26 protein-coding genes and 1 riboswitch are annotated in these 22,162 nt (G+C 34.6%); of the genes, 19 read left to right on the top strand and 7 right to left on the bottom strand.

Annotation, left to right across the window (positions count from 1 at the left end):
• The first annotated feature begins 9 nt into the window (after nucleotides 1-9).
• Complete coding sequence (locus tag AC1DS7_RS16905) at nucleotides 10-771, top strand: ABC transporter ATP-binding protein (protein ID WP_002143529.1); 762 nt, start codon at nucleotides 10-12, stop codon at nucleotides 769-771.
• Between the two features lie 15 nt (nucleotides 772-786).
• Entirely contained in the window at nucleotides 787-2,634 is a 1,848-nt protein-coding gene (locus tag AC1DS7_RS16900; RefSeq protein WP_002143526.1) for an FtsX-like permease family protein, read from the top strand.
• Between the two features lie 217 nt (nucleotides 2,635-2,851).
• Here the strand turns inward: AC1DS7_RS16900 and AC1DS7_RS16895 are convergent, their stop codons facing one another.
• Nucleotides 2,852-3,031 carry a cold-inducible protein YdjO-related protein gene (locus tag AC1DS7_RS16895; protein ID WP_002015777.1) on the bottom strand — a complete coding sequence of 60 codons (180 nt, stop codon included), beginning with the start codon at nucleotides 3,029-3,031 and terminating at the stop codon, nucleotides 2,852-2,854.
• Nucleotides 3,032-3,676: 645 nt separating this feature from the next.
• On the opposite strand from AC1DS7_RS16895, the gene AC1DS7_RS16890 reads away from it, so the two are divergent.
• From AC1DS7_RS16890 to AC1DS7_RS16880, 3 genes are all read left to right on the top strand, one after another.
• Nucleotides 3,677-4,456 carry a DUF4261 domain-containing protein gene (locus AC1DS7_RS16890; protein WP_215588558.1) on the top strand — a complete coding sequence of 260 codons (780 nt, stop codon included), beginning with the start codon at nucleotides 3,677-3,679 and terminating at the stop codon, nucleotides 4,454-4,456.
• Complete coding sequence (locus AC1DS7_RS16885; protein WP_215569353.1) at nucleotides 4,441-5,196, top strand: DUF4262 domain-containing protein; 756 nt, start codon at nucleotides 4,441-4,443, stop codon at nucleotides 5,194-5,196. The genes AC1DS7_RS16890 and AC1DS7_RS16885 overlap by 16 nt, the downstream gene beginning before the upstream one ends.
• A 63-nt stretch (nucleotides 5,197-5,259) precedes the next feature.
• Complete coding sequence (locus tag AC1DS7_RS16880; protein ID WP_215588557.1) at nucleotides 5,260-5,769, top strand: DUF2199 domain-containing protein; 510 nt, start codon at nucleotides 5,260-5,262, stop codon at nucleotides 5,767-5,769.
• 40 nt (nucleotides 5,770-5,809) lie between these two features.
• Here the strand turns inward: AC1DS7_RS16880 and AC1DS7_RS16875 are convergent, their stop codons facing one another.
• Nucleotides 5,810-6,712: a diacylglycerol/lipid kinase family protein gene (locus AC1DS7_RS16875; protein WP_002143521.1), complete on the bottom strand. Its 903-nt coding sequence runs from the start codon at nucleotides 6,710-6,712 to the stop codon at nucleotides 5,810-5,812.
• Between the two features lie 150 nt (nucleotides 6,713-6,862).
• Nucleotides 6,863-7,390 (bottom strand): hypoxanthine phosphoribosyltransferase, encoded by a 528-nt coding sequence (hpt, locus tag AC1DS7_RS16870; RefSeq protein ID WP_002089187.1) that lies wholly within the window; start codon nucleotides 7,388-7,390, stop codon nucleotides 6,863-6,865.
• Between the two features lie 161 nt (nucleotides 7,391-7,551).
• On the opposite strand from hpt, the gene AC1DS7_RS16865 reads away from it, so the two are divergent.
• From AC1DS7_RS16865 to AC1DS7_RS16840, 6 genes are all read left to right on the top strand, one after another.
• Nucleotides 7,552-7,767: a hypothetical protein gene (locus tag AC1DS7_RS16865; RefSeq protein WP_002143519.1), complete on the top strand. Its 216-nt coding sequence runs from the start codon at nucleotides 7,552-7,554 to the stop codon at nucleotides 7,765-7,767.
• Nucleotides 7,768-7,951: 184 nt separating this feature from the next.
• Complete coding sequence (locus AC1DS7_RS16860) at nucleotides 7,952-8,284, top strand: hypothetical protein (RefSeq protein WP_215588556.1); 333 nt, start codon at nucleotides 7,952-7,954, stop codon at nucleotides 8,282-8,284.
• A gap of 185 nt (nucleotides 8,285-8,469) precedes the next feature.
• A complete protein-coding gene (locus AC1DS7_RS16855) occupies nucleotides 8,470-8,964 on the top strand; it encodes an LPXTG cell wall anchor domain-containing protein (protein ID WP_002143518.1) in 495 nt (164 codons plus the stop codon).
• Nucleotides 8,965-9,053: 89 nt separating this feature from the next.
• Nucleotides 9,054-9,674 carry a class D sortase gene (locus tag AC1DS7_RS16850; protein WP_159147201.1) on the top strand — a complete coding sequence of 207 codons (621 nt, stop codon included), beginning with the start codon at nucleotides 9,054-9,056 and terminating at the stop codon, nucleotides 9,672-9,674.
• 53 nt (nucleotides 9,675-9,727) lie between these two features.
• A complete protein-coding gene (locus AC1DS7_RS16845) occupies nucleotides 9,728-10,417 on the top strand; it encodes a response regulator transcription factor (RefSeq protein WP_002143515.1) in 690 nt (229 codons plus the stop codon).
• Nucleotides 10,414-12,276, top strand: a complete 1,863-nt coding sequence (locus AC1DS7_RS16840; protein WP_002143514.1) for a sensor histidine kinase — start codon at nucleotides 10,414-10,416, stop codon at nucleotides 12,274-12,276. Before AC1DS7_RS16845 ends, AC1DS7_RS16840 begins: the two co-directional genes overlap by 4 nt.
• Nucleotides 12,277-12,497: 221 nt before the next feature.
• On the opposite strand, the gene thiT is transcribed toward AC1DS7_RS16840, so the two are convergent.
• Nucleotides 12,498-13,121 (bottom strand): energy-coupled thiamine transporter ThiT, encoded by a 624-nt coding sequence (thiT, locus tag AC1DS7_RS16835; protein WP_193339756.1) that lies wholly within the window; start codon nucleotides 13,119-13,121, stop codon nucleotides 12,498-12,500.
• Nucleotides 13,122-13,186: 65 nt separating this feature from the next.
• Nucleotides 13,187-13,288, bottom strand: a riboswitch (TPP riboswitch).
• A gap of 194 nt (nucleotides 13,289-13,482) precedes the next feature.
• Here thiT and AC1DS7_RS16830 point away from each other — a divergent pair.
• The 3 genes from AC1DS7_RS16830 to AC1DS7_RS16820 are packed head-to-tail and all read left to right on the top strand — an operon-like array spanning nucleotide 13,483 to nucleotide 15,879.
• The gene (locus AC1DS7_RS16830; RefSeq protein ID WP_000060512.1) at nucleotides 13,483-13,710 is read left to right on the top strand and encodes a FeoA family protein; all 228 of its coding nucleotides are present in this window, start codon (nucleotides 13,483-13,485) and stop codon (nucleotides 13,708-13,710) included.
• Nucleotides 13,707-15,695 carry a ferrous iron transport protein B gene (gene feoB / locus AC1DS7_RS16825; protein WP_002129597.1) on the top strand — a complete coding sequence of 663 codons (1,989 nt, stop codon included), beginning with the start codon at nucleotides 13,707-13,709 and terminating at the stop codon, nucleotides 15,693-15,695. The genes AC1DS7_RS16830 and feoB overlap by 4 nt, the downstream gene beginning before the upstream one ends.
• Nucleotides 15,696-15,711: 16 nt before the next feature.
• Nucleotides 15,712-15,879, top strand: coding sequence for a FeoB-associated Cys-rich membrane protein (locus AC1DS7_RS16820; protein ID WP_000989601.1), 168 nt, complete (start codon nucleotides 15,712-15,714; stop codon nucleotides 15,877-15,879).
• 35 nt (nucleotides 15,880-15,914) lie between these two features.
• Here AC1DS7_RS16820 and AC1DS7_RS16815 read toward each other — a convergent pair whose 3' ends face one another.
• Nucleotides 15,915-16,493: a lipoprotein BA_5634 family protein gene (locus tag AC1DS7_RS16815; protein ID WP_002129594.1), complete on the bottom strand. Its 579-nt coding sequence runs from the start codon at nucleotides 16,491-16,493 to the stop codon at nucleotides 15,915-15,917.
• A gap of 403 nt (nucleotides 16,494-16,896) precedes the next feature.
• Between AC1DS7_RS16815 and AC1DS7_RS16810 the strand changes: the two genes are divergently transcribed.
• The 4 genes from AC1DS7_RS16810 (at nucleotide 16,897) to AC1DS7_RS16795 (ending at nucleotide 19,557) form a co-directional block, all read left to right on the top strand.
• The gene (locus tag AC1DS7_RS16810) at nucleotides 16,897-17,562 is read left to right on the top strand and encodes a PspA/IM30 family protein (protein WP_002015754.1); all 666 of its coding nucleotides are present in this window, start codon (nucleotides 16,897-16,899) and stop codon (nucleotides 17,560-17,562) included.
• A gap of 230 nt (nucleotides 17,563-17,792) precedes the next feature.
• Nucleotides 17,793-18,197, top strand: a complete 405-nt coding sequence (locus AC1DS7_RS16805) for a DUF350 domain-containing protein (RefSeq protein ID WP_002015753.1) — start codon at nucleotides 17,793-17,795, stop codon at nucleotides 18,195-18,197.
• A 21-nt stretch (nucleotides 18,198-18,218) separates the two neighbouring features.
• Nucleotides 18,219-18,725, top strand: a complete 507-nt coding sequence (locus AC1DS7_RS16800) for a DUF4178 domain-containing protein (protein WP_002015752.1) — start codon at nucleotides 18,219-18,221, stop codon at nucleotides 18,723-18,725.
• Between the two features lie 13 nt (nucleotides 18,726-18,738).
• The gene (locus tag AC1DS7_RS16795; protein ID WP_002129590.1) at nucleotides 18,739-19,557 is read left to right on the top strand and encodes a DUF4247 domain-containing protein; all 819 of its coding nucleotides are present in this window, start codon (nucleotides 18,739-18,741) and stop codon (nucleotides 19,555-19,557) included.
• Nucleotides 19,558-19,610: 53 nt separating this feature from the next.
• On the opposite strand, the gene AC1DS7_RS16790 is transcribed toward AC1DS7_RS16795, so the two are convergent.
• Nucleotides 19,611-20,630 (bottom strand): alpha/beta hydrolase, encoded by a 1,020-nt coding sequence (locus tag AC1DS7_RS16790; RefSeq protein ID WP_002143509.1) that lies wholly within the window; start codon nucleotides 20,628-20,630, stop codon nucleotides 19,611-19,613.
• Between the two features lie 299 nt (nucleotides 20,631-20,929).
• Here AC1DS7_RS16790 and AC1DS7_RS16785 point away from each other — a divergent pair, with 299 nt between their 5' ends.
• Nucleotides 20,930-21,148, top strand: a complete 219-nt coding sequence (locus tag AC1DS7_RS16785) for a hypothetical protein (RefSeq protein ID WP_033715292.1) — start codon at nucleotides 20,930-20,932, stop codon at nucleotides 21,146-21,148.
• 138 nt (nucleotides 21,149-21,286) lie between these two features.
• Here the strand turns inward: AC1DS7_RS16785 and AC1DS7_RS16780 are convergent, their stop codons facing one another.
• On the bottom strand, nucleotides 21,287-22,159 hold the full coding sequence (locus tag AC1DS7_RS16780; protein ID WP_000738210.1) for a YitT family protein: 873 nt from the start codon (nucleotides 22,157-22,159) through the stop codon (nucleotides 21,287-21,289).
• Nucleotides 22,160-22,162 lie beyond the last annotated feature (3 nt).

Genomic DNA, 22,162 nt, shown 5'->3' with positions numbered 1-22,162 from the left:
AGGATATATATGAAAGCATCAGTTGTAGAGGTAAAGAATGTACAAAAGGTATACGGTAAAAAAGATGAGAGTCAATCACATGCACTAAAGAATGTATCGTTCTCAATTCAAGAGGGTGAATTCGTTGGAATTATGGGACCATCTGGTTCAGGAAAAACAACATTATTGAATGTAATTTCTACATTAGATAAGGCAACAGGTGGAATTGTTGAAATTGCTGGAATAGATATTACGAAAATGAAGCAGGGAGAATTATCTGATTTTCGCTCAGAGACACTAGGGTTTATCTTTCAAGATTTTAACTTACTTGAAAATTTATCAATCTATGAAAACATTGCATTACCGCTTTCTCTGCAAGGCGTTCATTCGAAAAGAATTGAATCAAAGGTGAAAAAGGTAGCAGAAATGTTAGGAATTTCAGAGATTCTTCAAAAATATCCGTCCGAAGTATCTGGTGGACAAAAACAACGCTCGGCAGCGGCCCGTGCACTTGTACATGAGCCAGCCATTATTTTAGGAGATGAGCCAACAGGAGCGCTTGATTCTAAAAATGCGAAAAGTTTATTAGAGTCGATGACCAACTTAAATGAAGAACAGGATGTTTCGATTATGATGGTTACACATGATCCATTTAGTGCGAGTTACTGCCGACGTATTTTATTTATCCAAGACGGAGAACTGTATAAAGAAATTCATCGCAGAGGTACGCGTGATGAGTTCTATAAAGAAATTTTAGATGTGCTTGCGGATTTAGGCACACAAAAAGCATAAGAAAGAAGGTTCAACATGTTATTCAAACTTTCCATGTCGGGACTAAAAAGTAAACGAAAAGACTATATGGTCTTATTAGTTGGGCTTATTATGTCTATTTCAATTTTTTATATGTTTCAAACGTTAGCGTTAAATAAGACGTTTATTGAAGGGAATTCTATGGATGGGATTTTTTCCGTCTTTCAAACGGGCTCATTTTTATTAGGATTTATTACATTATTTTATATTTTATACGCCAATTCATTTTTATTATCACTTCGGCAAAAAGAATTTGGTATGTATATGGTATTAGGGGCAAAAAAGCATAAAATTACATTGCTCATGTTTATTGAAACAATTGTATTAGGAATAGTATCTCTTATAGTAGGTGTGATAGTCGGTATAATCTTGGCACAAGGTGTTGGACATTTACTGATGAAGGAGCTGGAATTTACTGGCGGTGGTTATCATGCATTTTATGTACCATCAATCGTTGTTACTTTCATCTTTTTCATTGCATTATTTATGTTGTCCGCAATTATGAATGGTATGAAACTAGTGCGTAATTCGCTATTACAACTCGTTCACTCCAATAGTCAAACAGAGCGTACGTCTACTAAAGGGAAACTAACAAGTATAGTAGCACTTTTATCAATTATTTTATTAGCAGTTGGCTATGTTTCGATGATTTATATGAAGGAGCTAAAGGAATCAGGATTTATCATTGCAACAATTACAGTAACATTAGGAACTTACATGCTATTTGCATCATTCCTTCCCATTATTATTAATAAACTAAAAGCGAATAAAAATCATAGTGAAAAAGGAATCAATGCGTTTACGTTTGCACAGTTAAGTTTCTCTATTAATAGCTTAACGAAAGTATTAGCGACAGTTGCTATGTTAGTGGCTCTTGGTGCGGGTGCAATCTCCAGTGGTATGGCGTTAAAAAATAATGTTACAAATATAGTGGAGAGTGCAGAATACTATGATGTCGAAATTAAAAATCCCACAGCAGAAGAAAAGAAAATACTAGATAGTATTACATTTAAAGAAAAGAATGAATATCGATACAAAGTAGATGAGCAGTTTATTTATCAATTGAAAGAAGATTTGGAAAGAAAGCGTCCGCTAACACGTACTGGAAATGACGAGAATAGTAGCCGATTCATTCCTGTTTCGAGGGAACTAATTGCGGGATCCGTTTTAAGTCATAGCCAAGAAAAAAATGAGAATAATACCAATGTAATTCCAGAAGAATGGGGAAATGTTTTACGGTCTCTTCAAAAGACATATATGAATCCTAGTCAAAAGATAAAAATTGTAGATCAAAAGATGTATGATGGGATACAAGGTAAAGAAGAAATTATAATACTGGGGAAAACGGACAATTTTATAACGTATAAAGAAGAATGGAAAAAAATTGATGAATTAGAGCTAGCTAAATATAAAGATATGAAGGGCGTACATCTTTTGAGTAAATATATGCTGTATGAAAAATACTACAGTACTTATAGTGGAACACTATTCATGGGATTTTTCTTAGGTATAGCTTTCTTAGCGATGCTGGCAAGCTGTTTAATGTTTAAAATTCTTTCTGGTGCTTCAAAAGATATTATTCGCTATCAAATGCTTCGTAAAATTGGTGTACGTTATGAGCTATTAACGAAATCAATTTATAAAGAGTTATTTTTCATTTTCTTATTCCCAGCGATCGTAGGTATAACGCACGTATTAGTCGGAATGAACATGTTCTCGTTCTTAATAGATAATCCATATTTCCGTATTTGGCTGCCGATTATTATTTTCTTAGTCATTTATGTGTTTTATTATTTCATTACAGTTCAATTGTATAAAAAAATTGTTCTTCCGAAAGAAGTGTAGTGTGTAGTGAATAAGGGGGATGATGAATCGAGCTAAATTTAGGGGAATATTATATGGAATTTATAGCGATGAAGAAGTTATAAATTCAAAAAAGCAGCTATTCTACGTAATAGCTGCTTCTTTCATTATTTGTAATTAGGAAGCAACTTGTACTGTAGATAAGGAGAAACAAAATCCTCTATTTTTTCAGTATATAAAAGATAAAGAGGGAAAGGTATTATAACTTCTGTAGTAATCTTTCGCCACTTTTCATGTCACCTTTACACAATGGGCATTGCGGCTTATCTTCTAAAGAAAAATTTTTACGCATCCATCCAAGGCAGTCGTCTGCTTCGCATTCCCACACAGCAATTGCTTCTGGTTCTTCTACAGGTTTATCATTTTTTCTCCAATACATGTGATCGCTCCCTTAAATTGAAAAGTTTTTCAGAAAAAACAAAAAAGGTTGTTAACGATTTTGTTAACAACCTTTTATTTATTCATCATACTATATTTTTTTGAAAAATGCGAAGTTTAGTAATTATTAAAGTTATAGTGAAATAGTGATTATACAAGCTTAGGATTATAAATCATCGTTGAACACTTTGGTAATAATTCAATTTGACACGGGATTTTTTGTTTGATTTTCTTGTGAATACCTTATTTAATACTAATAAATAAGGTAGATATTACACTTTGTTTACAATGTGTTTTTGTATTAATATATTGTAATTTATTTTGATTGATTATGAAATAGAAAATGGAAAAGTGTCAGTAAAGAGTCGGAATAGGTATTTTTCTTTAAAATTTTATTTTTTTTAGTTGAGTTTCTTTCTAGAATTCATTAAATTTTTAATAAAAGTGAGTAGCGCTAATTAATAGGTAGTATAAATCGCAAGATAGAAATAACTGGAGGATAATATAGAGCAATATATTAGAAACATTTGTTATATATTTCTTAAGGATTTCAAAGAAGATTAGTAGAATGAGCTAAGTAATTCAGCTACACTTTTTTATCATCCAAAAATATTGTAGTGATTTTAATTGAAAAGGGAGCATGTTAATGGAGACACAAATCGTTATTGGAGTACCTGGTTTATGGAAAGATAGAACAGAATTAATACAAGAAGTTGCGAGTAAGAGTAACTATATGTTAGCAGGGAATATTATGCACCATAAGGAGAAGGAGATTGTTTTTGAAATTGATGTATATGAACAAGACACATCTTTAGAAGAAGCTTTCTTCTATGCAAGCGGTGAGCGTTTTGATGAAGAATTGCTTCGGGAATTGGAGAAGCATACTTATACAGTGTATGTTATTGCGAAAGTTGACGATACAGAGAGGTTACAAGAAGTGATTGATGTAGGAATGGAACTCTTAAATGCAGGTGGACTTGCTTTAAAAGTTGAAACAGCAGGTGTAGCTTATTCGAAAGAAGAATGGAAAGAGCTTGCAGAGGATAAGGAAATATTCCCTATGTACTCACACCTTGTAACTTTAGTAGGAGATGAAGAGGGCGGTTATTATTCGTGTGGAATGCAAGCATTTAATCTACCAGATGTTGTTTTAGACGGAGGAATAGATCCGGAAGTAGCTGTAGATTTATTAAATGATTTTAACCTACATAATATATTCGAAAAACCTAATTTGAAAGATGGAGATACAATTAGTTTCACAGAAGATTCCCCAATGTATCGTCTAGCTCATTATATAGATGAACGCTATGAACAAGAGGATCCATTTTATAATCCGTGCGGGGTATGGAAGTTAGAGAGTGCTTCGGCAAAGAAATCTATATTTCAGAAGTTTGGGAGTGTGCTAAAAGGATGGAAAAATACATAAAAGAGCAAATGAGTATATGCGACAAATATAGAGCAGAGTATGTAGAATCCCCGAATGACTTGAAATTAGGAATAGCGCAAAATGTGAAAAGTGGTATCGTTCCGATTAATGGGTTACGAATGCCTGTAGAAAACGGAACGACAGGTTGGTACATTTGGGCTGGTGAAGAAATGGGGACAGAAGAAGATTTCTTTCTTCCTTTACACGTTCAACATATTGATGAATGGGTACCTGAAATAAAGAAGTATTTAGGATTACCACCTGGTTGGAGATTTTTAATTGCTAGAGATTACGAGGATGTGTGGTATGATCCGAATTTGCTTGATGAAGATTTGGAAGAAGATTCAGATGCATGGGAAGAAGAAATGTTACAAGAACATGGATGGTATATGCATAGCATACTAGCGGAAGATAATGATGGTATTCATGCTAATTATCACACTCATGGTCTAAGAGAAAATTTGAATCATCAAGATCTACAAATAATATTAAATATGGATCCTGAAGTTGCGCATGATGTTTTTTGTTCTATAGTAGAAGAAGTACGTAGTGGGGAAAAGTTTGAACAAGGGATTGAGTATACGAATATTATTGAAGGATATCCCGTTATTATGAAGTCTTTCGTAGAGATGGATCGAGAAGTATTAAGAGTTTTATTACCTGATGAAAGAGGCATTCTTCCTACTGCAATAGAGTGTGATGAATGTTATAAGACTCAATTAGATAATATTGAAGATTAAGGATTTTAATACACACTGGAAAATGTAGATAAATTTTGTGTATGACATGGATAGGAGAGCGAGATGAAAAGAAGAAGAAAGTCCGGAGAAAAGATACAAATGAACCGCTTTACACTCCCTTTATGTTATGGAAGTGAAGCACCATATTATTACTACGAGGTAGCACCTCATGAAAGAGAGGGACGCTTCCATTTAACATCAGATCTTTGCATAATGGACGATGAACATTACTTCATTAGAGGGTGTTTAGAACTTCCTATAATTGATTACCACGAAAATTTCATCTGGACTGTGTGGGTATCACTTAGTAAAGAAAGTTATGATAAAGTACTAGAAGAGTGGGATGAGAGAGGACGAGAGAATAGTGATCCTCATTTTGGCTGGTTATCTGTAGAAATACCAGTTTATCCAGAAACACTAAATTTAAAGACAAATGTACATATAAGAGAAGTTGGAATGGCACCGTATGTTGAATTAGAGCCAACCGATCACCCTTTAGCGATAGAACAAAGAAATGGAATTACTTTAGAGAGAGTTAAAGAAATACAAGAAATTATACAACGACATAATTAGATTAGAAGAAAAGAACGAGTGATATCACTCGTTTTTTTCATTACACAACATTAGGATTATAAATCATCGTAAAGTGCGCTTGTAACAACTCAATATGACACGGTGTATGAAGAGAGCTTTCACCATCTGTATCTACTTCTTTTTCTTCTTCTGTTTCAATATGAATGGATTTAGCTTTGACGTGGAAGATGTCATTTTCATTTGAGTCTTCAAATAGTTTCTTTCCGATATAATCTTTAAACGCTTGAATGCCTGTTGATTTGACTACGAAAATATCAAGTGTTCCGTCATCACATTTTACGTTCGGAATAAAGGATGGGATACCCCCGAGATATTCACCGTTTCCAACCATAACAAGGACAGCTTCATCTTCATACACTTGTCCGTCGTAAGTAATTTTTACTGGGAATGGTTCAGCATTTTTTACAGTTCGAATGGTGCTTAAATAGTAACCAATTTTACCAAGCTTTGCTTTCTCTTCTGCATCAATATTGTTTGATACTTCAGATACGAGTCCAATGCCCCAGAAGTTTAAGAAGTGTTGTCCGTTTGCTTTTGCGACATCAATTGGTTTTACATGTCCTTTTGTAATGAGTTTCGCTGCTTCTGCAATATTTTGCGGAACACCAAGTGTGCGAGAGAAGTCGTTGCAAGTTCCACCTGGAATGATTGCAAGTGTAGGTCTAGTTTCAAGAGGGGCTAAGCCGTTTGTGCATTCAAATACAGTTCCATCACCACCAAAGACGATAATTAAATCTACTTTACTAGCAAACTCTTGGCAATATTTTGTTGCATCACCTTGTTTTTTCGTATGAAGGATATGTAGGTCAGGAAAAGCTGCGGCAAGTGGTGGTACGATTTTTGTTAAGTTCGTATGTAAATCGCCTTGTCCTGCTTTCGGATTTACGATGAGGAGTACTTTTTCAAATTTTGTTTTTGTCATTCTTCATCTCTCCCTTTGTTTTTATAAATTACGATAGAAATAAAACTTCCACCAATAATGCATGGAAGCTTATTTGATCCCGCTATTTGCGGGCCAATAATCATTGGGGATGGACAAAAATCCCACTGATTAAGGTTTCACTTTATTATATTATTCCGTTACAACTGAAGCGATAAATGGTAAGTTACGATATTTTTCTGCGCAGTCGATACCGTAGCCAACGATAAATTCGTCTGGAATTTGGAAGCCAACATATTCAGCTTTTAAGTCCACTTTACGGCGCTCAGGTTTATCAAGTAACGTACAGAATTTCAATGCTTTTGGTTTATGCATGAAGAAGTGATCTTTTAAGAAGTGAAGTGTTAAACCAGAATCGATAATGTCTTCTACGACAATTACGTTTTTTCCAGTAATGTTTACATCGATATCTTTTAATAGTTTTACTTTTCCAGTTGATTCTGTTTGATTTCCGTAGCTAGATGCAGAGATAAAGTCGATAGTTACTTCGTTTTTAATATGACGAATTAAATCAGCAGCGAATACGAAAGATCCTTTTAATACAGCGATTACAACGATTTCTTCTCCTTCAAAATCACGTTCGATTTGAAGCGCTAGTTCTTTTACTTTTTCTTGTAATTGTTCTTCAGAAATTAAAGTGTCTTTTATTTCAATTTTCATTTGAATCCTCCTACAGTGTAAAACTTGTGAACATTTCGACTGTAAAGGATAGAAAGAAAAAAGTCAAAGAAGATATAAGGTTTTTACAGAAATCCCCACAAAATAGTCAGATGATATGATATACTGATAATATTAAGAAAACGTTTCCAAAAAGGGTGATTATGATGAAAAAGAAACAGTATACAAGTGTAACATTTATAAAAGCATTGTTTTTAACAATTGTTCTTGGTATGTTGGCTTACATAATTGATGTACCTGCAATTCGCATTTCACTAATTGGAATGACTTTAGTATTAGGCGCAATTTCCCACGGTATGATGTCGCAGCTGCAAGAGGCTGGACTTGATGATATGAAAGATTCTATAGATAAGAAATGAAAAACCTTCACGTATATAGAGTGAAGGTTTTTCGTTTCTTACAAAAATGTAAGGTGATTTGTAAGACAAATCGATAGTTGCATAGTAGTGTTTTGGATAAACTATAAGTGTAAGGTAAAAGGCAAGCATATTTTAGGTAAATTAAGTTTTAGGCACTCTATATGTGAAAAAGGAGTAGGAGGGCATGGAGAAACATTGGACGACCTTTTCTTTTTTAGCAACTAGTAACACCGTAATGCTAGCTGGAGAAATGGATTTTTTGCATACGTTTGATCGAGAAGACGATCATTATTCTTCTAAATTTACAATGAAATGGAGTAAGTGGAGCGATAGTTGTAAATTGGAAGAAGAGGCCCCTAACGAAAGGCAAAAAATTATTTTAACAAATCCTATTAAAGCATGGGTCGTTCAATGTCGTAAGTGTAACGTCAAAAATCACTTCAAGAAAACTGAGCCGAGACAATTAGTTATCACTCCGGCCCTTTCTACTTCTCAATCACGCGAAAGTAACAAATAAATATCGAGACACACACCCGAAAAAACATCGTATATATTACGGTGTTTTTTTATTTTCTAAAATGAAATCTTTAAATGAAATATATTTCATCTGCATCTTATATTTACATCTCTTGTTTATTCTAGTAATACATCCGGTGCGACGTGATGTGTTACTAGAATAAAGTATAAAAGGAGAGAAATAAAATGAAAAAAAAACTATTACCAATTTGTGCAATGGCACTTTTAACAGTAGGATATTCTTCAGTAGCGAGCGCTTCTACTGGAACATTAACAAAAGAAGAATCAGCGCAAATGCAGCAAGATAAAGCTAAAAAAGAAGAAGCAATTAAGGAACAGCAAAAGAGCGAAGTAGAGAAAAAAGAAGCAGCACAAGTACAAGAAAAAAGTGATATGGCTAAAAAAGAGGAAGCAATAAAAGCAGGGCAAAAGAATGATACAGCGAAAAAAGAAGTAACACCACAAGTGCAAGAAAAGGAAGCTCTTGCAAAAAAAGAAGCAGCAATTAAGGCAGGGCAAAAGAATGATGCAGCGAAACAAGAAGTAGCGAAACAAGCTGTACAAGGTGAAAAATTACCAAACACAGCATCAAATAATGTAGCAATGATGGCATTAAGCGCATGTCTTGTAGCGATAGGGACATTATTTGGTTTGAACCGTCGTAATAAGATTAAGGCATAAATAAAATATTGTTCTATAAAGAATGGGATAATTTCATATATTAAAAATGGTAGGTTACTCCTACCATTTTTTGCATGGAGGGATTCACAGTGACAGTTCTAAATCGTATTGGATTTACGTTAATGATAGTAGGCTTATTAATGGGAGCCTATTACGCTTTTGAATGGTATAAAGGAAAAAGTTCTGCACAAGATTTAACGACAGAAGAAATTAAAAATTTTGAACAACAAACATCCAAGCAGCATTCTAGCGAAGTACCAGTAAATGCACAAGTACCTTCTTCTCAAATACAACATAAAGAAGGAGAAAAGATAGCTATGTTAAATATACCGAAAATAAAGAAGAAGTTTTCTATATATTGGGGAGCAAATGATGCTACATTGAAAAAAGGAGTCGGTATGTTTGTTAGTGATTTAACGACAACACCATCTGGAGGGGGGCATACTGTACTGAGCGGGCATAGGGATACTGTATTTACAGAATTAGGGGAGCTTAAAGAAAAAGACAATCTCATTTTAGAATATGAAAATACAATGTACACATATGAAATTCAAAAGATGTGGATTACACATGCGGATGATCGCACTGTTATTGTAAAAAAAGAAGAACCGACATTAACAATGACGACTTGTTATCCATTTGATTATATAGGGGATGCACCGGATCGATATATTATCGAAGCAAAGTTAATTACGAGTAATTCAAAATAAATTATAGAGCTTTGAATAGTAATTTCTTAAAGCGAGAGGGGGAGACATAGATTATGTCAAAAAACATTTTGATTGTTGAAGATGAAGATATTTTACGCGAAATATTAAAGGATTACTTTTTGAGTGAACAATATAAAGTGCTTGAAGCGAGAGATGGAAAAGAAGCTTTAGTCTTATTTGAAGAAGAAGAGGTCGATTTAGTTATACTTGATATTATGTTGCCGGAACTTGATGGATGGTCTGTTTGCCGAAGGATTCGTAAGACGTCCGGGGTTCCAATTATTATGCTGACGGCACGTGTAGATGAAGATGATACATTACTTGGGTTTGAGCTTGGGGCAGATGATTATGTTGCGAAACCATATAGTCCGCCTATTTTATTAGCGAGAGCGAAACGATTATTAGAAAGCAGACAAGCATCAAAGAAACCTTTGGAAAATGAAGATGATACGTTATCAATTCATGGCATTCACGTCCATTTTCCGTCACGTACTGTTACTGTTGATGAGGCAGACATTACTTTAACACATACAGAATTTGAAATATTAGCTTATTTCATGAAAAATCAAGGGATTGTACTAACAAGAGAACAGTTAATTTCAAGAATTTGGGGGTACGAATTTGCTGGTGATGATCGAACGGTTAATAGCCATATTCGTAATTTGCGAAATAAATTAGGAGAAAAATCAAAGCACATTACAACTGTAGTGCGAACCGGTTATAAATTCGAGGGGAACATATGAGAAAAGGGATTGTACTTAAATTATTTACCCTTACAACAGCCTTATGCATGTTGATTTTAGCGACGATATTTATTGGACAAACGATATTTTTTAAACAATATTATGCAAATCGAAAAGTGGAAGATATTAAAGTGAATTTAGATTCCTTTGTAAAGAATTATTTAAATCATGCCGAAAGTGCAGAAGAAATTCAGAAACTGGAGCAAGACTTTTTAAGCGAAAATAATACATGGATTACGACATTAGATCAGAATGGGAATTTAAAACATGCGGATGATTTTTATTTTGAGGTAACGATAGACCGTAAGCAACAGAAGAGCTTTGGACAACAAATAATCATGATTCCCTTATACAATCTCATCAATATAGAAGAGATTGATAATAAACCGTCAAATCAGTTTTTAGACCAAGAAATTAATTTTTCTGGAGTGAAAAAAGAAGATAGTTTTATTCCATTTTCTTTCGCGTTAGGCAAGGGGAATTTAAGTGGATCTAATAAACCGTTAGAAAAAAAAATCAGTGAGATTCGAGAAGAGAAGGAAAAAAAGAAAGCGGACCAAGAACCACTTGTTAAGGAAAAGAAGCAAGTTACTCAAGAACAGGCTGCTCAAGAACGAGCTAATCAGGAACAGGGTGCTAAGATAGACGGGCGTGTTACGAAAGTACAGTTACCCGATGTAAAAGGTCCTGTGAATCCAATTTATAAAAATAGTTTATTCTTAGATAGCATAAAGGAATTTCAAACTGATTTATTATCAAAAGAGAGCAATCACATACAGTATTCAACACAAATAGTGGATTATGAAAAAAATGATATAAAATATAAATTATTAATTAAACCAATAAAAGAAAAAGACGGATCGATAGCATATATATATGCGATGGCTTCTTTGCAGCCTGTAGATGAGGCTGTACAAATGGTGCAAGATTATTACATCTATATTGTTGCGTTTGTAGTCGTTCTCATTTTTCTAGCTTCGTTCTATTACTCAAAACAAATTGCAAAACCATTATTAAAAATAAATAATACAACAAAGAAGATAGCGCATTTAGATTTTACAGAAAAAATTCCGATTACTTCAAAAGATGAGATTGGTGATTTATCAAAAAATATTAATACACTATCTAATAAGCTACATTCACATATTGGACAGTTAGAACAAGATATTGAAAAAGAAAGAAAGTTAGAAAACACAAGGAAAGAATTTATTGCAGGTGTATCGCATGAACTAAAAACGCCGCTGAGTATTATGAAAAGCTGTATTTCCATTTTAAAAGATGGGGTAGCTGAACATAAGAAAGACTACTATTTTCAGGCGATGGAAAAAGAAGTAGACAAGATGGATATACTAATTTTGGATATGCTTGAATTAGCTAAATTTGAGTCTGGCACATATAACATGAAGATGGATTCTTTCTATATCGATGGAGTGATTGAAGAAATATGTGAACAGCTTTCATCGGAGATAGAGAAAAAAGAACTGAGTGTGCACAAACATATATGTCCAGCTGAAGTGGTTGGGAATCAAAATAGAATTGAACAAGTAATTGTGAACTTCATTACGAATGCAATACGTTATACACCAGATAAAGAGGATATTATTATTTCCACAATAGACGAGAAGAATTATATAAAAGTGTGTATTGAAAATAAGGGTGCCCACATTGAAGAAGAACAATTAGATAAAATTTGGGATCGTTTTTATCGAGTAGATGCGGCACGGAAACGTTCACAAGGTGGAACCGGGCTTGGCCTTGCGATTTCAAAAAACATTTTAGAGCTGCACAATGCTGAATATGGGGTCAAGAATACAAAAGATGGTGTGTTATTTTACTTCTACTTACCGAAAAAAGCGTAGACAATACATGCTACGCTTTTTTTAAGTTATTTTCATATTATCTTTATCTAATCTTTATTTTTAAGCGATATAATTTGGTTAGAAAATGAGGTTATGTAAGGAGTAGATTAGCCGTGAATAGCAATTTACTAGGTGTGATGGTATTTATTTTCTTTTGTGTATTTATCGTATTTATTATTGATATTACTCATTGAGAGCTTTGATAAAAAAAAGAGCGCTAATTAAGCGCCTTTTTTTTGTGAATTCATTTGATAAGCACCAATGCTTTTGAATAAGCGTGGTGAAGTTGTAAATAAAAGAATTAGTAATACAGTACATAATGTGAAAGAAGCGAGCATTGTACTACCGTTTACAATTAATGAATATAAGACGGCTGATTGCCCTTTTGGTGCATATTGGCCCCAAAAGATAATACCTGCAATAAAGTGCCAGAAATAACGTGCAAGGCTACCAATAAATGTAGCAAAGATAATATAAGCAATGGTTTTCTTTCTTTGATTATTCATTAATGTTTGCTGAATGGGCTTATAAAATAGTCCAGCAAATCCAATGAATGCAAAGGCAACGAAGTATTCAATTATTGTTTGAGTCGGTGTGACGATAATTGCATCTCCAACAACAATTTGTAAAAGCCCCCAAATCAAGCCTCCTAAGAAAGCTATTTTGAAACCCCAGCGGTATGCGATAATAAAAATAGGTATCATAGCAAATGAGATGGAACCGCCTGTTGGAAGTTTAAGTGATAATGGTAAAATATCGATAATCAAGGCGAAGGCTGCAAGAATAGCAGATTCGATCATCGCTTGTAAATTGGTGTTACGCATGTTGTCTCCCCCTAAATCCAAGTTGCACAAAAAAGAACATTATCATAGGAGGATACGAAATACGTAAATAAAAAAAGAGGTGTGTATTTCGGACGTTTGCACAATTCCTGCGTTAGCATTAACTAACAGGTTCAAAGGGTCGGAACGAATTGTTCCCTCTCAGCGGTAAGGCTCCCCCTGTGATAACGAGATTCTTTATTTGCTATTGTTCATTGTAAGCGAAATGGATGAGAATGGCAAATGAATACCGTATGACAATTATTGAAATAGAATTGTAGCGAAATGTTAATAAATATGAAGCAAAAGGGTATAGTCCAATTGAAATAGAGTATGATATAATTTTTTTGAAAATAATTATCATTCTCTTCTGAGGGGGAAGGTTATGAGCTTAGTAGATATTAAAATTGGCGAGAAAGTGTTAGTAAAAAGTATTCAGTCTTTAGATCAGTTATTAAAGCGTAGACTAGCTGCTTTCGGTCTTGCGGAAGGAAGCGAACTTCGCTTGAAACAGAAAGCGATGTTTAAAGGTCCTTGTACATTGGAGTGTCGTGGACAGTTAATTAGTATTCGTCATTGTGACGCGAAAATGATAAAGGTGGAATTAGCGTGAATAAGGTTGCTTTGCTAGGGAATCCGAATACAGGGAAAACATCATTATTTAATGCACTTACTGGTTCTTATGAATATGTAGGAAACTGGAGCGGTGTAACAGTAGAAAAGAAGGTTGGTAAATTAAAAGATAAGCAAGGAACATTAATTGATTTACCAGGCGTTTATGATTTGAATCCAGTTTCACGTGATGAAGGTGTCGTTACGAATTTTCTACTAACAGATGAATTTCATCACATGTTAAATATAGTGGATTCTTCTCAATTTGAGCGAAATATGCATTTAACATTGCAATTACTTGAATTTGGTAAGCCCGTTTCAATTGGTTTAAATATGATTGATGTGGCAAAGCAAAGAGGAATTGTGATTAATGTAAAACGGCTATCAGAAATATTAGGTGTAACAGTCGTTCCTGTCATCGCAAGAACCGGAAAAGGCTGTGAAGAATTACTTACTACTCTTCATGAAGAGAAACAAAAAGAGAAAAAGCCATTCATTATTTCATATGGTGTACAAATGGATGAAGGAATTGGAGAGGTAATCGCTCTTTTAGAGACAGCGAATTATGAGCATCCGAGATGGTTAGCCCTTCAATTTTTAAGCAATAACGAAGTAGTAGAAAAAGAAATGAAAGCATTACCAATTTATAAGGAACTTATAGCCATTCGATCTCGTTTAGATGGAAAACTTGATTGTACGTTGGAAGAGCACATTTACAAGACTCGTGAAGCGTATATTGAAAAGTTAAAAACAAATGTTATGCAACATGAGAAAGAAGGAAAAATTCCTTTTTCAGAAAAAATTGATAGATTAATTACACATAAAATTTTAGGACTTCCAATCTTTTTAGCAGTTATGTTTTTTATTTTTCAGGTTACGTTTACGTGGATTGGTACACCTTTATCTGATATGCTTGATGGATTTTTTGGCGGACAACTTACTGATTGGGTTACAGCTGGGCTCACAAGTGTTGGGGCTTCTGACTTTATTCAAGCACTCGTTACAGAAGGTATTATTGCTGGGGTTGGTGCGGTATTAGTATTCGTTCCACAAATCTTTGCACTATTTTTCTTCATTTCATTATTAGAAGACTCAGGATATATGGCACGAATTGCAGTTGTTATGGATAGAATTATGGAGTTTTTCGGTTTAAACGGAAAAGCATTTATTCCGATGATTATCGGCTTTGGATGTAACGTTCCAGGTATTATGGCAGCGAGAACGATTGAACAAGAAAAAGAAAGGTTACTTACCGTTCTTGTAACACCGTTTATGTCTTGTTCGGCACGTTTACCTGTATATGCACTATTTGCGGGAGTTTTCTTCCCTCATAGTCAGGCGACTGTTGTGTTCTCTTTATATATCGCAGGGATTGTTCTTGCATTACTCGTTACAAAAATTATGTCACTTACTATTTTAAAAGCGGAAAAATCTATTTTTGTAATTGAGCTACCGCCTTACCGTGTGCCACAAGCAAAAACGTTATGGCTCAGCACGTGGGAGAAAGGTAAAGGATTTGTTCGTAAAGCAGGTACATTCATCTTCGGTGGTTCTGTTGTCATTTGGTTATTAAACTATGCAGGTCCATCAGGATTTGGTGTTGATATGGGAGACAGTTTCTTAGCGATGATTGGTGGATTTATCGCACCACTATTTGCACCGCTCGGTTTTGGAACGTGGCAAGCTGCGGCATCCCTTTTAACAGGATTTTTAGCGAAAGAAGTTGTCGTTTCTACAATGGCAATTATTTATGCGGTTAAAGAAGATGTGCTAGGAAATGTAATGGGAGCACATTATACTGCGCTATCAGCATATGCATTTATGTTCTTTATTTTATTATATGTTCCATGCTTAGCGACAGTAGCTGTTATTAAACGTGAAACTGGATCGATGAAATGGACCGTTTTCTCTGTCGTTTATCCGCTCGTTGTTGCTTATGTATTAACGCTCATTATATACCAAGTTGGATCCTTACTCGGATTCTAGAAGGAGATGTATTGCAATGATGGTCAATATTATAATTGGAGCTATCATTTTTGGTTATGCAGCATATACGTTAGTTAATTTTGTAAAGAGAAGTAAAAAAGGCAAATGCGCAGCATGCTCTTTAAGTAAGTCATGTCAGTCGCAAACTTGTAGTCCGGATATGGAGCAAATCGCTCATAAATAGAAAAAAGCTTTGCGAATTTCGCAAAGCTTTTTTGTTTACTTTTTAATTTTTACAAGCTGAGAAGCTTCTACTCCGTTGTAACCAGGGAATTCTTTACTAGGGTCTTTATCGAATTTTAATACACCAACAGATTTTTCATCACCTTTTACATTTCCATAAGTTGCATCGTCAACAATTGCGAACATGTCTGCATATGCACGGCCACTTCCGATAATTGTGTTGCCTTCGTATTTTAATTTTGCCCCATCAAGTGTAGCATTTTCTACTTTCTCTTTTGCAAATAACACGCCTTCTTCTGTTGTTACAGCTGGTAATTTATCAAGTGGTTTTGTATCATCGTTTTTATCAACTTTGCTAAGTAATTCTTTTTTCACCAGTTCTTCACCAGTTTTCTTATCCATTACAAGAACTTTTTTACCCTCTAATGTTGTCATTTTCATTTTATAGAAGTCTTTTTCTTTCACTTCTTTTTTATTTTTATCTGTAACTTGTTGAATTTGTTCATCTGTTCCGTATAGTACAAAGCCGTTCGCTTTTTCTCCTAATAAAGAACAACCTGATAATGCTCCGAATGAAATTGCTGCTGCTAATCCGATTCCTACTAATTTTTTCATGATGATTGCTCCTTTTATATGTTTTATAGTAAATACATTTTTTGTATTAGTCCTGAAATTATAAGAAGCTTGTTTGTTGCTTCTGGTATTAGTGTATAAGAAATATTGAAACGTAACTATCGAGTTAGCTTACAGTAACATTACAATTATGTAATTTAGTGAAATCGCGCAAAAATAAGTTAATTTTGGAGGCAGAAATAATAAGGATATAGTAGGAATACAATATTATATTTGGAATGTCATATTATATTAGTTGTATTTTGGAAATAACATGTAAGGATATCTTAGTTTTGTTATAATAAACACATAGGTTGTAAAAATGAATATTCTTACTGAAAAGGGAGATTTTTAATTTTCCAAGTAGTGAATTTGAAATATGAGGTATATCATAGGAGGAATTTGGATGTCTGTATTTAAACGATTAAGAGATTTAACAATGTCGAATGTGTATTCATTAATTGAAAAAGCTGAAGATCCAGTTAAGATGACGGATCAATATTTACGCGATATGCAAGCGGATGTACAAGAAGCTGAGAAAAGTGTAGCAGCTCAAATCGCACTTGAGAAGAAATTCAAAATATTATTTGAAGAGCAAGAAGCACTTGTGAAAAAGCGTGAAGAGCAAGCTCATATGGCTGTTCAAGCTAGCAACTTAGATCTTGCGCGCCGTGCTTTAGAAGAAAAACAAAATGCAGAGCAAAAGATGAATGAGTATAAAGCGAGCTATGAGCAAAACAAAGCAGCTGCTGATAACCTTCGTCTTAAGCTAGAAGAAATGCGTAAGCAATTAACAGAGCTGAAAAATAAACGTGAAACACTTGTTGCACGTGTAAATGCAGCGAAAGCACAAAAGAATATTAATCAGGCGATGTCTGGATTTGATTCAAATTCAGCAAAAGCTGGTTTAAGCCGTATGGAAGAGAAAGCACTTCAATTAGAGGCTGAAGCAGAAGCAAGCGGTGAAATTTACAAGAAAGAAAAGTCGTTAGATGATGAATTCGCAAGCTTAAACAAAAATTCTGTTGTTGACGATGAATTAGCTCGTATTATGAAGCAGTACGAGAAATAATATAGAATAGACAAAGAAACCGACATGTCTGAAGAGAATTCATGTCGGTTTTCTATTACCCCGCATTAACGGGCAGTAAGACTCCCACCTCAACATTTTGTGAAAGCAGAGAGGTTGGTGGGAGATCGACTGCCCGTAAATGCCCGATTGGTTCAACTAATAATCAGTAGGGGATGGAAAACTCCCCACTGATTAAATTTTCACTTTACTTTTTTAGAGGAGGTTTTGTAATGACGTGGATGAATGTTTTAGCTATGCTTGTATGGACTGGAGCGAGTGCGGTACTTTTATTTGCAATTATGTGGGTTGATTCGATTTTTACAAAATACAATGATTTAAAAGAAATGAAAAATGGAAATACAGCAGTGACAACGCGTTTCGTTATGAAATTATTTGCGCAAGGGTACATTTTATCTCAATCTATAACGAAAGCGAATGACTTATGGCAAGCGCTTCTTGCCTCAGCAGTTTCATTCGTTATTTTATTAATTGTAGAAATGTTCATTGAGTTTGTGTTAAAGAAAATGTCTGGTTTAGATTTAGAAGAAGGAACGAAAGAAGGCAGCTTAGCACATGCGTTGTTAGCTGGTTCATTACATATCGTTGGTGCACTTATTTTAGGTGCTTGTTTATAAAGAGAAAAGGAGGGGTAGATTGTGAGTTTATTTAAACGTATTAAAAATATAATGAAGAGTCCGGAGCCGCCGAAGCCAGAAAAGAGTCTTTTAACGTTGGCTCCTGGCGATATGATTGAAGTCTCGTTAGTCATGTACGAATTAACTGGGAAAACGAGCATGCATTCTCGCAAGGAGATTATTTTAACTTTGCAGGATGGGAAAGATATTCGTTATTTGAAAATTGAAGACCGTGAAAATACGTATTACAAATTGTATACACCGATTGATGGTCGTTTAGATTCAATCGATGAAATTCCGACGACGATTGAAATGGATGATATAGAGTATCATATGGAAGAACAATATAATGGACGTGTTGTTGTTATGGGGAAAACACCATTCGCTGCTTCAGAAGAACAGTACGTATGGGAATTCCAATCCGATAACCGCAAATTATTACGTGTTGAATGGCAAAATGGTCGCACAATGATGTATGAGGGAGAAGTAATTATTCCTGCTGATGTACAAATCATAAGAGCAACATAAGGGGGGCGTAATCATGTCAAACCGATTGTTTACCATGATTAAATCGTTCGTGATCCCTATACTTGCTATCGTTACATTACTTGTTATTGCCGGCTATGCTTTATCGGGCTGTCAAAGTGGTCAGGCGAAGTCAATTCAGGACCGTTATCCGCTAGAGTCTGTCGCAAAGGATGGTAAACAAGAATCTTACGTGTATAGGGCTGCCAATCGGTCAGTTCCTGAAGTTGCAAAGGAACTTATAGCCGAAAGGAAACCGAAGCAAGCATCTAAAGAAGACGAAAATCAAATGTTCCTCGTTTATTCTGATAAAATGTATAATTTACAAAAGGATAAAGAGAAACCATCTGATACGTTAATTGAAATAAGTAATGAAGAATTTGTCCGTCAAAATTACCAACCATCCTTCTTACAAGGATATATTATGGGGAGTATATTAAACGATATATTCGGTTCACGAAAATCATCATACGGTGATTATCGCGGATATAATGACAGACAAAATCATAAACCGGTTATCCCGGAAAGACCACCTACGAAAGAAGAAAAGAAAACCCCGCCTCCAATTACGAAGGAAGGGAAAGGATCTATCATTAAGCGAGGCGATAATGTAGATCCGAAATCATCTGTAGGTGATAAAGGAAGTATTACGGAAAAAGGAAGTAAAACGACGCCTCCGCCTTCTACCGGAAGCAAAGGGAAAATTACGAAAAACCCGGGTGGCTCGAGTGGATCTGATGTGAAGCCGAAATCATCCATTAAAACCCCACCAAAGAATACGTCGCCCCCGAAAACAAGGGTTGGCGGTTCAGGGAAAATTATGAAGAGAAGATAAAGGAAAACCCAAGGAGCAGGTAAGCACTTCTTGGGTTTTTATTATTGTATATGTCATTTGTTTTTATTTAAAAATTGTAGTGTTTTATCGAATGTTTCTTTTCCTGCTGGTGTATTCATGTTGAACTGAAATTCATGCGCTAACTCGCCAAAAATACTTTTATCAAAGAAAAGACCGTCTACAGCTACATCTTTGCTTTGTAATGTTGAAAATAATTCCTTACCTTGATCTTCGAATGAGGCAGTATTACCATCTGTAATAAACGTTGGTGGATAATCTTTTGTTACATGCTTTGAAATTGAAGCAATGTTCATTTCTGGTAATGTTTCAAAGTTTTTTGCTCCAAAGTATGCCCAACCAGTCGTACGCATAAAATCTTGTATTTGTTTAGATGTTTCCACTTTAGCTAATGCAGGCATGTTATAAGGACCACAATATAACAAAACACCTTTTATAGTAGAAGGGTTAATAATAGCATCAATCTTTGCTAATTTTGCATATTGTGGGGAAGTTTGAATTGTAACAAATTGACCAGATATTTGTGCCCCGGCAGAATCCCCAGCAAAATAAATAGTATTTAGTTTTAAATTATATTTTTCTGCATTATTTTTTATATATGTATAAGCCTCACCGAGCTGGAGTACGGGAGTAGGATATTTTCTTTTAGGAGCAAGGGCATAGTTAATATTTACTACCGTATAACCACTAGCTGCTAATTCTACTGCATAACCAGTAATTTGCGATTTATCTCCACCTACAAATCCACCACCATGCACCCAAAAAATAACGGGTGTTTCTTTCGTATGATTTTTAGGATAAATAATATCTAATGTGCCGTCTGGAAATTTAGAATGATAGTCAATATCTTCAACGATTTTTGTTTCTTTTAAAGCATTTTCATAGTTATCAGATTGAAACATCATGCCTTTTTCAAAGACTTTTTTTATAATAAATGCTTTTGGATTTGGTGAAAGAAACCAGTAACTTAGTCCTGAGAGAATGAGTCCTAAAATAATTAGAAGAGCGATGAAAAGCCTGTTTTTTAATACTCCTTTAGGTTTTTGTTTTTTCATTATGAAATTATCTCCATTTCTTATTTTTATCCCGCATTAACGGGCAGTAAGACTCCCAGCTCAAAATTCGGCTGTAAAGCAAAGAAGTTAGGTGGGAGATCAACTGCCGGTAAAAGCCCGATTGGTGAGGGCTGATTAAAGTTTCATTTTATATAGAGGTGAAATGTATTTTTTTACAGCCCTCCTTATCTAGTACACTCTTGTTAATAGTATTATGAAGTTTTTGGAAAAGTCTACCCAAAAATGTATTCTGCTTTTAGTTTATGACTGCTACAATTAATGAATAAGGAGGGAATATTATGACCATGTATAAAAGATTTAGTTTAATCATATTCCTCGTCTTATTCCTCAGTTTGTTTATTAGCACAACGATGAAATTTCACTTTATAGTAGGTATTCTATGGATACTGTGTACATGTACTCTCTTTCTATATGTTCCGCTTCGCTTTCAGCATGAAGTGCCCGCCTTTCAAAAGTACGTCGATTGGATTAAAAGCGGGGGAAGATGGGGGGAGTAAAATATATCAACGGTTTTTCGATTATATCTATCGTAGCTCAAAATATATCAACGATTCGAAAAGGAATATCGATTTACCAACTTCATAATAAAAAGAGGCTGCACCAATATTTTGGCACACCCTCTTTTTTCATAATGATTAATGAATATCACGTTTCTTAAAGTTACCGCCTTTTACTTCAGCTACGTCATAAACTGTAATAAAGGCATTAGGATCGATTTCATTAATCAGGTCCTTCATTTTACTTTCTTCTAAACGGTTAATTACACAAGAAATTTCTTTGAATTTCTCTCTTGAATAACCACCATATACTTCGTTATACGTTGCGCTTCGGCCTAAACGATCGCGAATTGTTTCTACCATTAATTCAGGCTCTTTCGTGATGATTTTAAATGTTTTCGAACCACTTAAACCAACTTCAACGATATGAATCACTTTCGAAGCGATAAAGTAAGCAATTGCCGAAAGGATAGCCCCTTGAAGACCAAATACTGTTGAAACAAAAATAAAGACAAACATATTTAAGAATAAAATAAGGTCACTTGTTCCAAAAGGTAACTTACGAGAAAGTAATACAGCTAGCATATCGATTCCATCTAATGCGCCGCCGTTACGTAAGGCTAGTCCCATACCGAAACCGATAATAATACCACCAACAACTGTAACGAGTAGTGTATCGCCTTCAATAATAGTTGGTATTCCGTGCATGACAACGGTACCTATTGCTAATGAAGCAATCCCGATGATGGAATAAATTGCAAAGCTTTTACCGATTTGTTTATATCCTAACCAAACGAAAGGAATGTTAATAACTGCGATTAGAGCTCCTAATGGCAATCCAAATAATCTTGAACTAACGATACTTAAACCAGTCACACCACCGTCGGATACGTTATTTGGAATTAAGACAGCTTCTAATCCGTACGCTGTGATAAATGCCCCAATAATAATCATCAAAGCTTTTGAAGCAATTTTCAGCTTATTGGGCTTACTCTTGATCATTTTTTTCATATA

This window comes from Bacillus sp. P4_E1, from assembly GCF_056401715.1.
Note: the sequence above shows the minus strand (reverse complement) of the source record. Positions and strands in the feature narration are given on the sequence as shown.

Excerpts from the sequence above, each read along its gene's own strand:
- AC1DS7_RS16855 (WP_002143518.1), top strand. The coding sequence starts at position 8,470 with ATGAAAAAAAAACTATTACCAATTTGTGCAATGGCACTTTTAACAGTA.
- AC1DS7_RS16805 (WP_002015753.1), top strand. The coding sequence starts at position 17,793 with ATGACGTGGATGAATGTTTTAGCTATGCTTGTATGGACTGGAGCGAGT.
- AC1DS7_RS16815 (WP_002129594.1), bottom strand. The coding sequence starts at position 16,493 with ATGAAAAAATTAGTAGGAATCGGATTAGCAGCAGCAATTTCATTCGGA.
- AC1DS7_RS16875 (WP_002143521.1), bottom strand. The coding sequence starts at position 6,712 with ATGACAAAAACAAAATTTGAAAAAGTACTCCTCATCGTAAATCCGAAA.
- AC1DS7_RS16840 (WP_002143514.1), top strand. The coding sequence starts at position 10,414 with ATGAGAAAAGGGATTGTACTTAAATTATTTACCCTTACAACAGCCTTA.
- AC1DS7_RS16880 (WP_215588557.1), top strand. The coding sequence starts at position 5,260 with ATGAAAAGAAGAAGAAAGTCCGGAGAAAAGATACAAATGAACCGCTTT.
- AC1DS7_RS16860 (WP_215588556.1), top strand. The coding sequence starts at position 7,952 with ATGGAGAAACATTGGACGACCTTTTCTTTTTTAGCAACTAGTAACACC.
- AC1DS7_RS16845 (WP_002143515.1), top strand. The coding sequence starts at position 9,728 with ATGTCAAAAAACATTTTGATTGTTGAAGATGAAGATATTTTACGCGAA.
- AC1DS7_RS16820 (WP_000989601.1), top strand. The coding sequence starts at position 15,712 with ATGATGGTCAATATTATAATTGGAGCTATCATTTTTGGTTATGCAGCA.
- AC1DS7_RS16785 (WP_033715292.1), top strand. The coding sequence starts at position 20,930 with ATGACCATGTATAAAAGATTTAGTTTAATCATATTCCTCGTCTTATTC.
- AC1DS7_RS16895 (WP_002015777.1), bottom strand. The coding sequence starts at position 3,031 with ATGTATTGGAGAAAAAATGATAAACCTGTAGAAGAACCAGAAGCAATT.
- AC1DS7_RS16905 (WP_002143529.1), top strand. The coding sequence starts at position 10 with ATGAAAGCATCAGTTGTAGAGGTAAAGAATGTACAAAAGGTATACGGT.
- AC1DS7_RS16810 (WP_002015754.1), top strand. The coding sequence starts at position 16,897 with ATGTCTGTATTTAAACGATTAAGAGATTTAACAATGTCGAATGTGTAT.
- AC1DS7_RS16890 (WP_215588558.1), top strand. The coding sequence starts at position 3,677 with ATGGAGACACAAATCGTTATTGGAGTACCTGGTTTATGGAAAGATAGA.
- AC1DS7_RS16865 (WP_002143519.1), top strand. The coding sequence starts at position 7,552 with ATGATGAAAAAGAAACAGTATACAAGTGTAACATTTATAAAAGCATTG.
- AC1DS7_RS16790 (WP_002143509.1), bottom strand. The coding sequence starts at position 20,630 with ATGAAAAAACAAAAACCTAAAGGAGTATTAAAAAACAGGCTTTTCATC.
- hpt (WP_002089187.1), bottom strand. The coding sequence starts at position 7,390 with ATGAAAATTGAAATAAAAGACACTTTAATTTCTGAAGAACAATTACAA.
- AC1DS7_RS16830 (WP_000060512.1), top strand. The coding sequence starts at position 13,483 with ATGAGCTTAGTAGATATTAAAATTGGCGAGAAAGTGTTAGTAAAAAGT.
- AC1DS7_RS16885 (WP_215569353.1), top strand. The coding sequence starts at position 4,441 with ATGGAAAAATACATAAAAGAGCAAATGAGTATATGCGACAAATATAGA.
- AC1DS7_RS16795 (WP_002129590.1), top strand. The coding sequence starts at position 18,739 with ATGTCAAACCGATTGTTTACCATGATTAAATCGTTCGTGATCCCTATA.
- AC1DS7_RS16780 (WP_000738210.1), bottom strand. The coding sequence starts at position 22,159 with ATGAAAAAAATGATCAAGAGTAAGCCCAATAAGCTGAAAATTGCTTCA.
- AC1DS7_RS16900 (WP_002143526.1), top strand. The coding sequence starts at position 787 with ATGTTATTCAAACTTTCCATGTCGGGACTAAAAAGTAAACGAAAAGAC.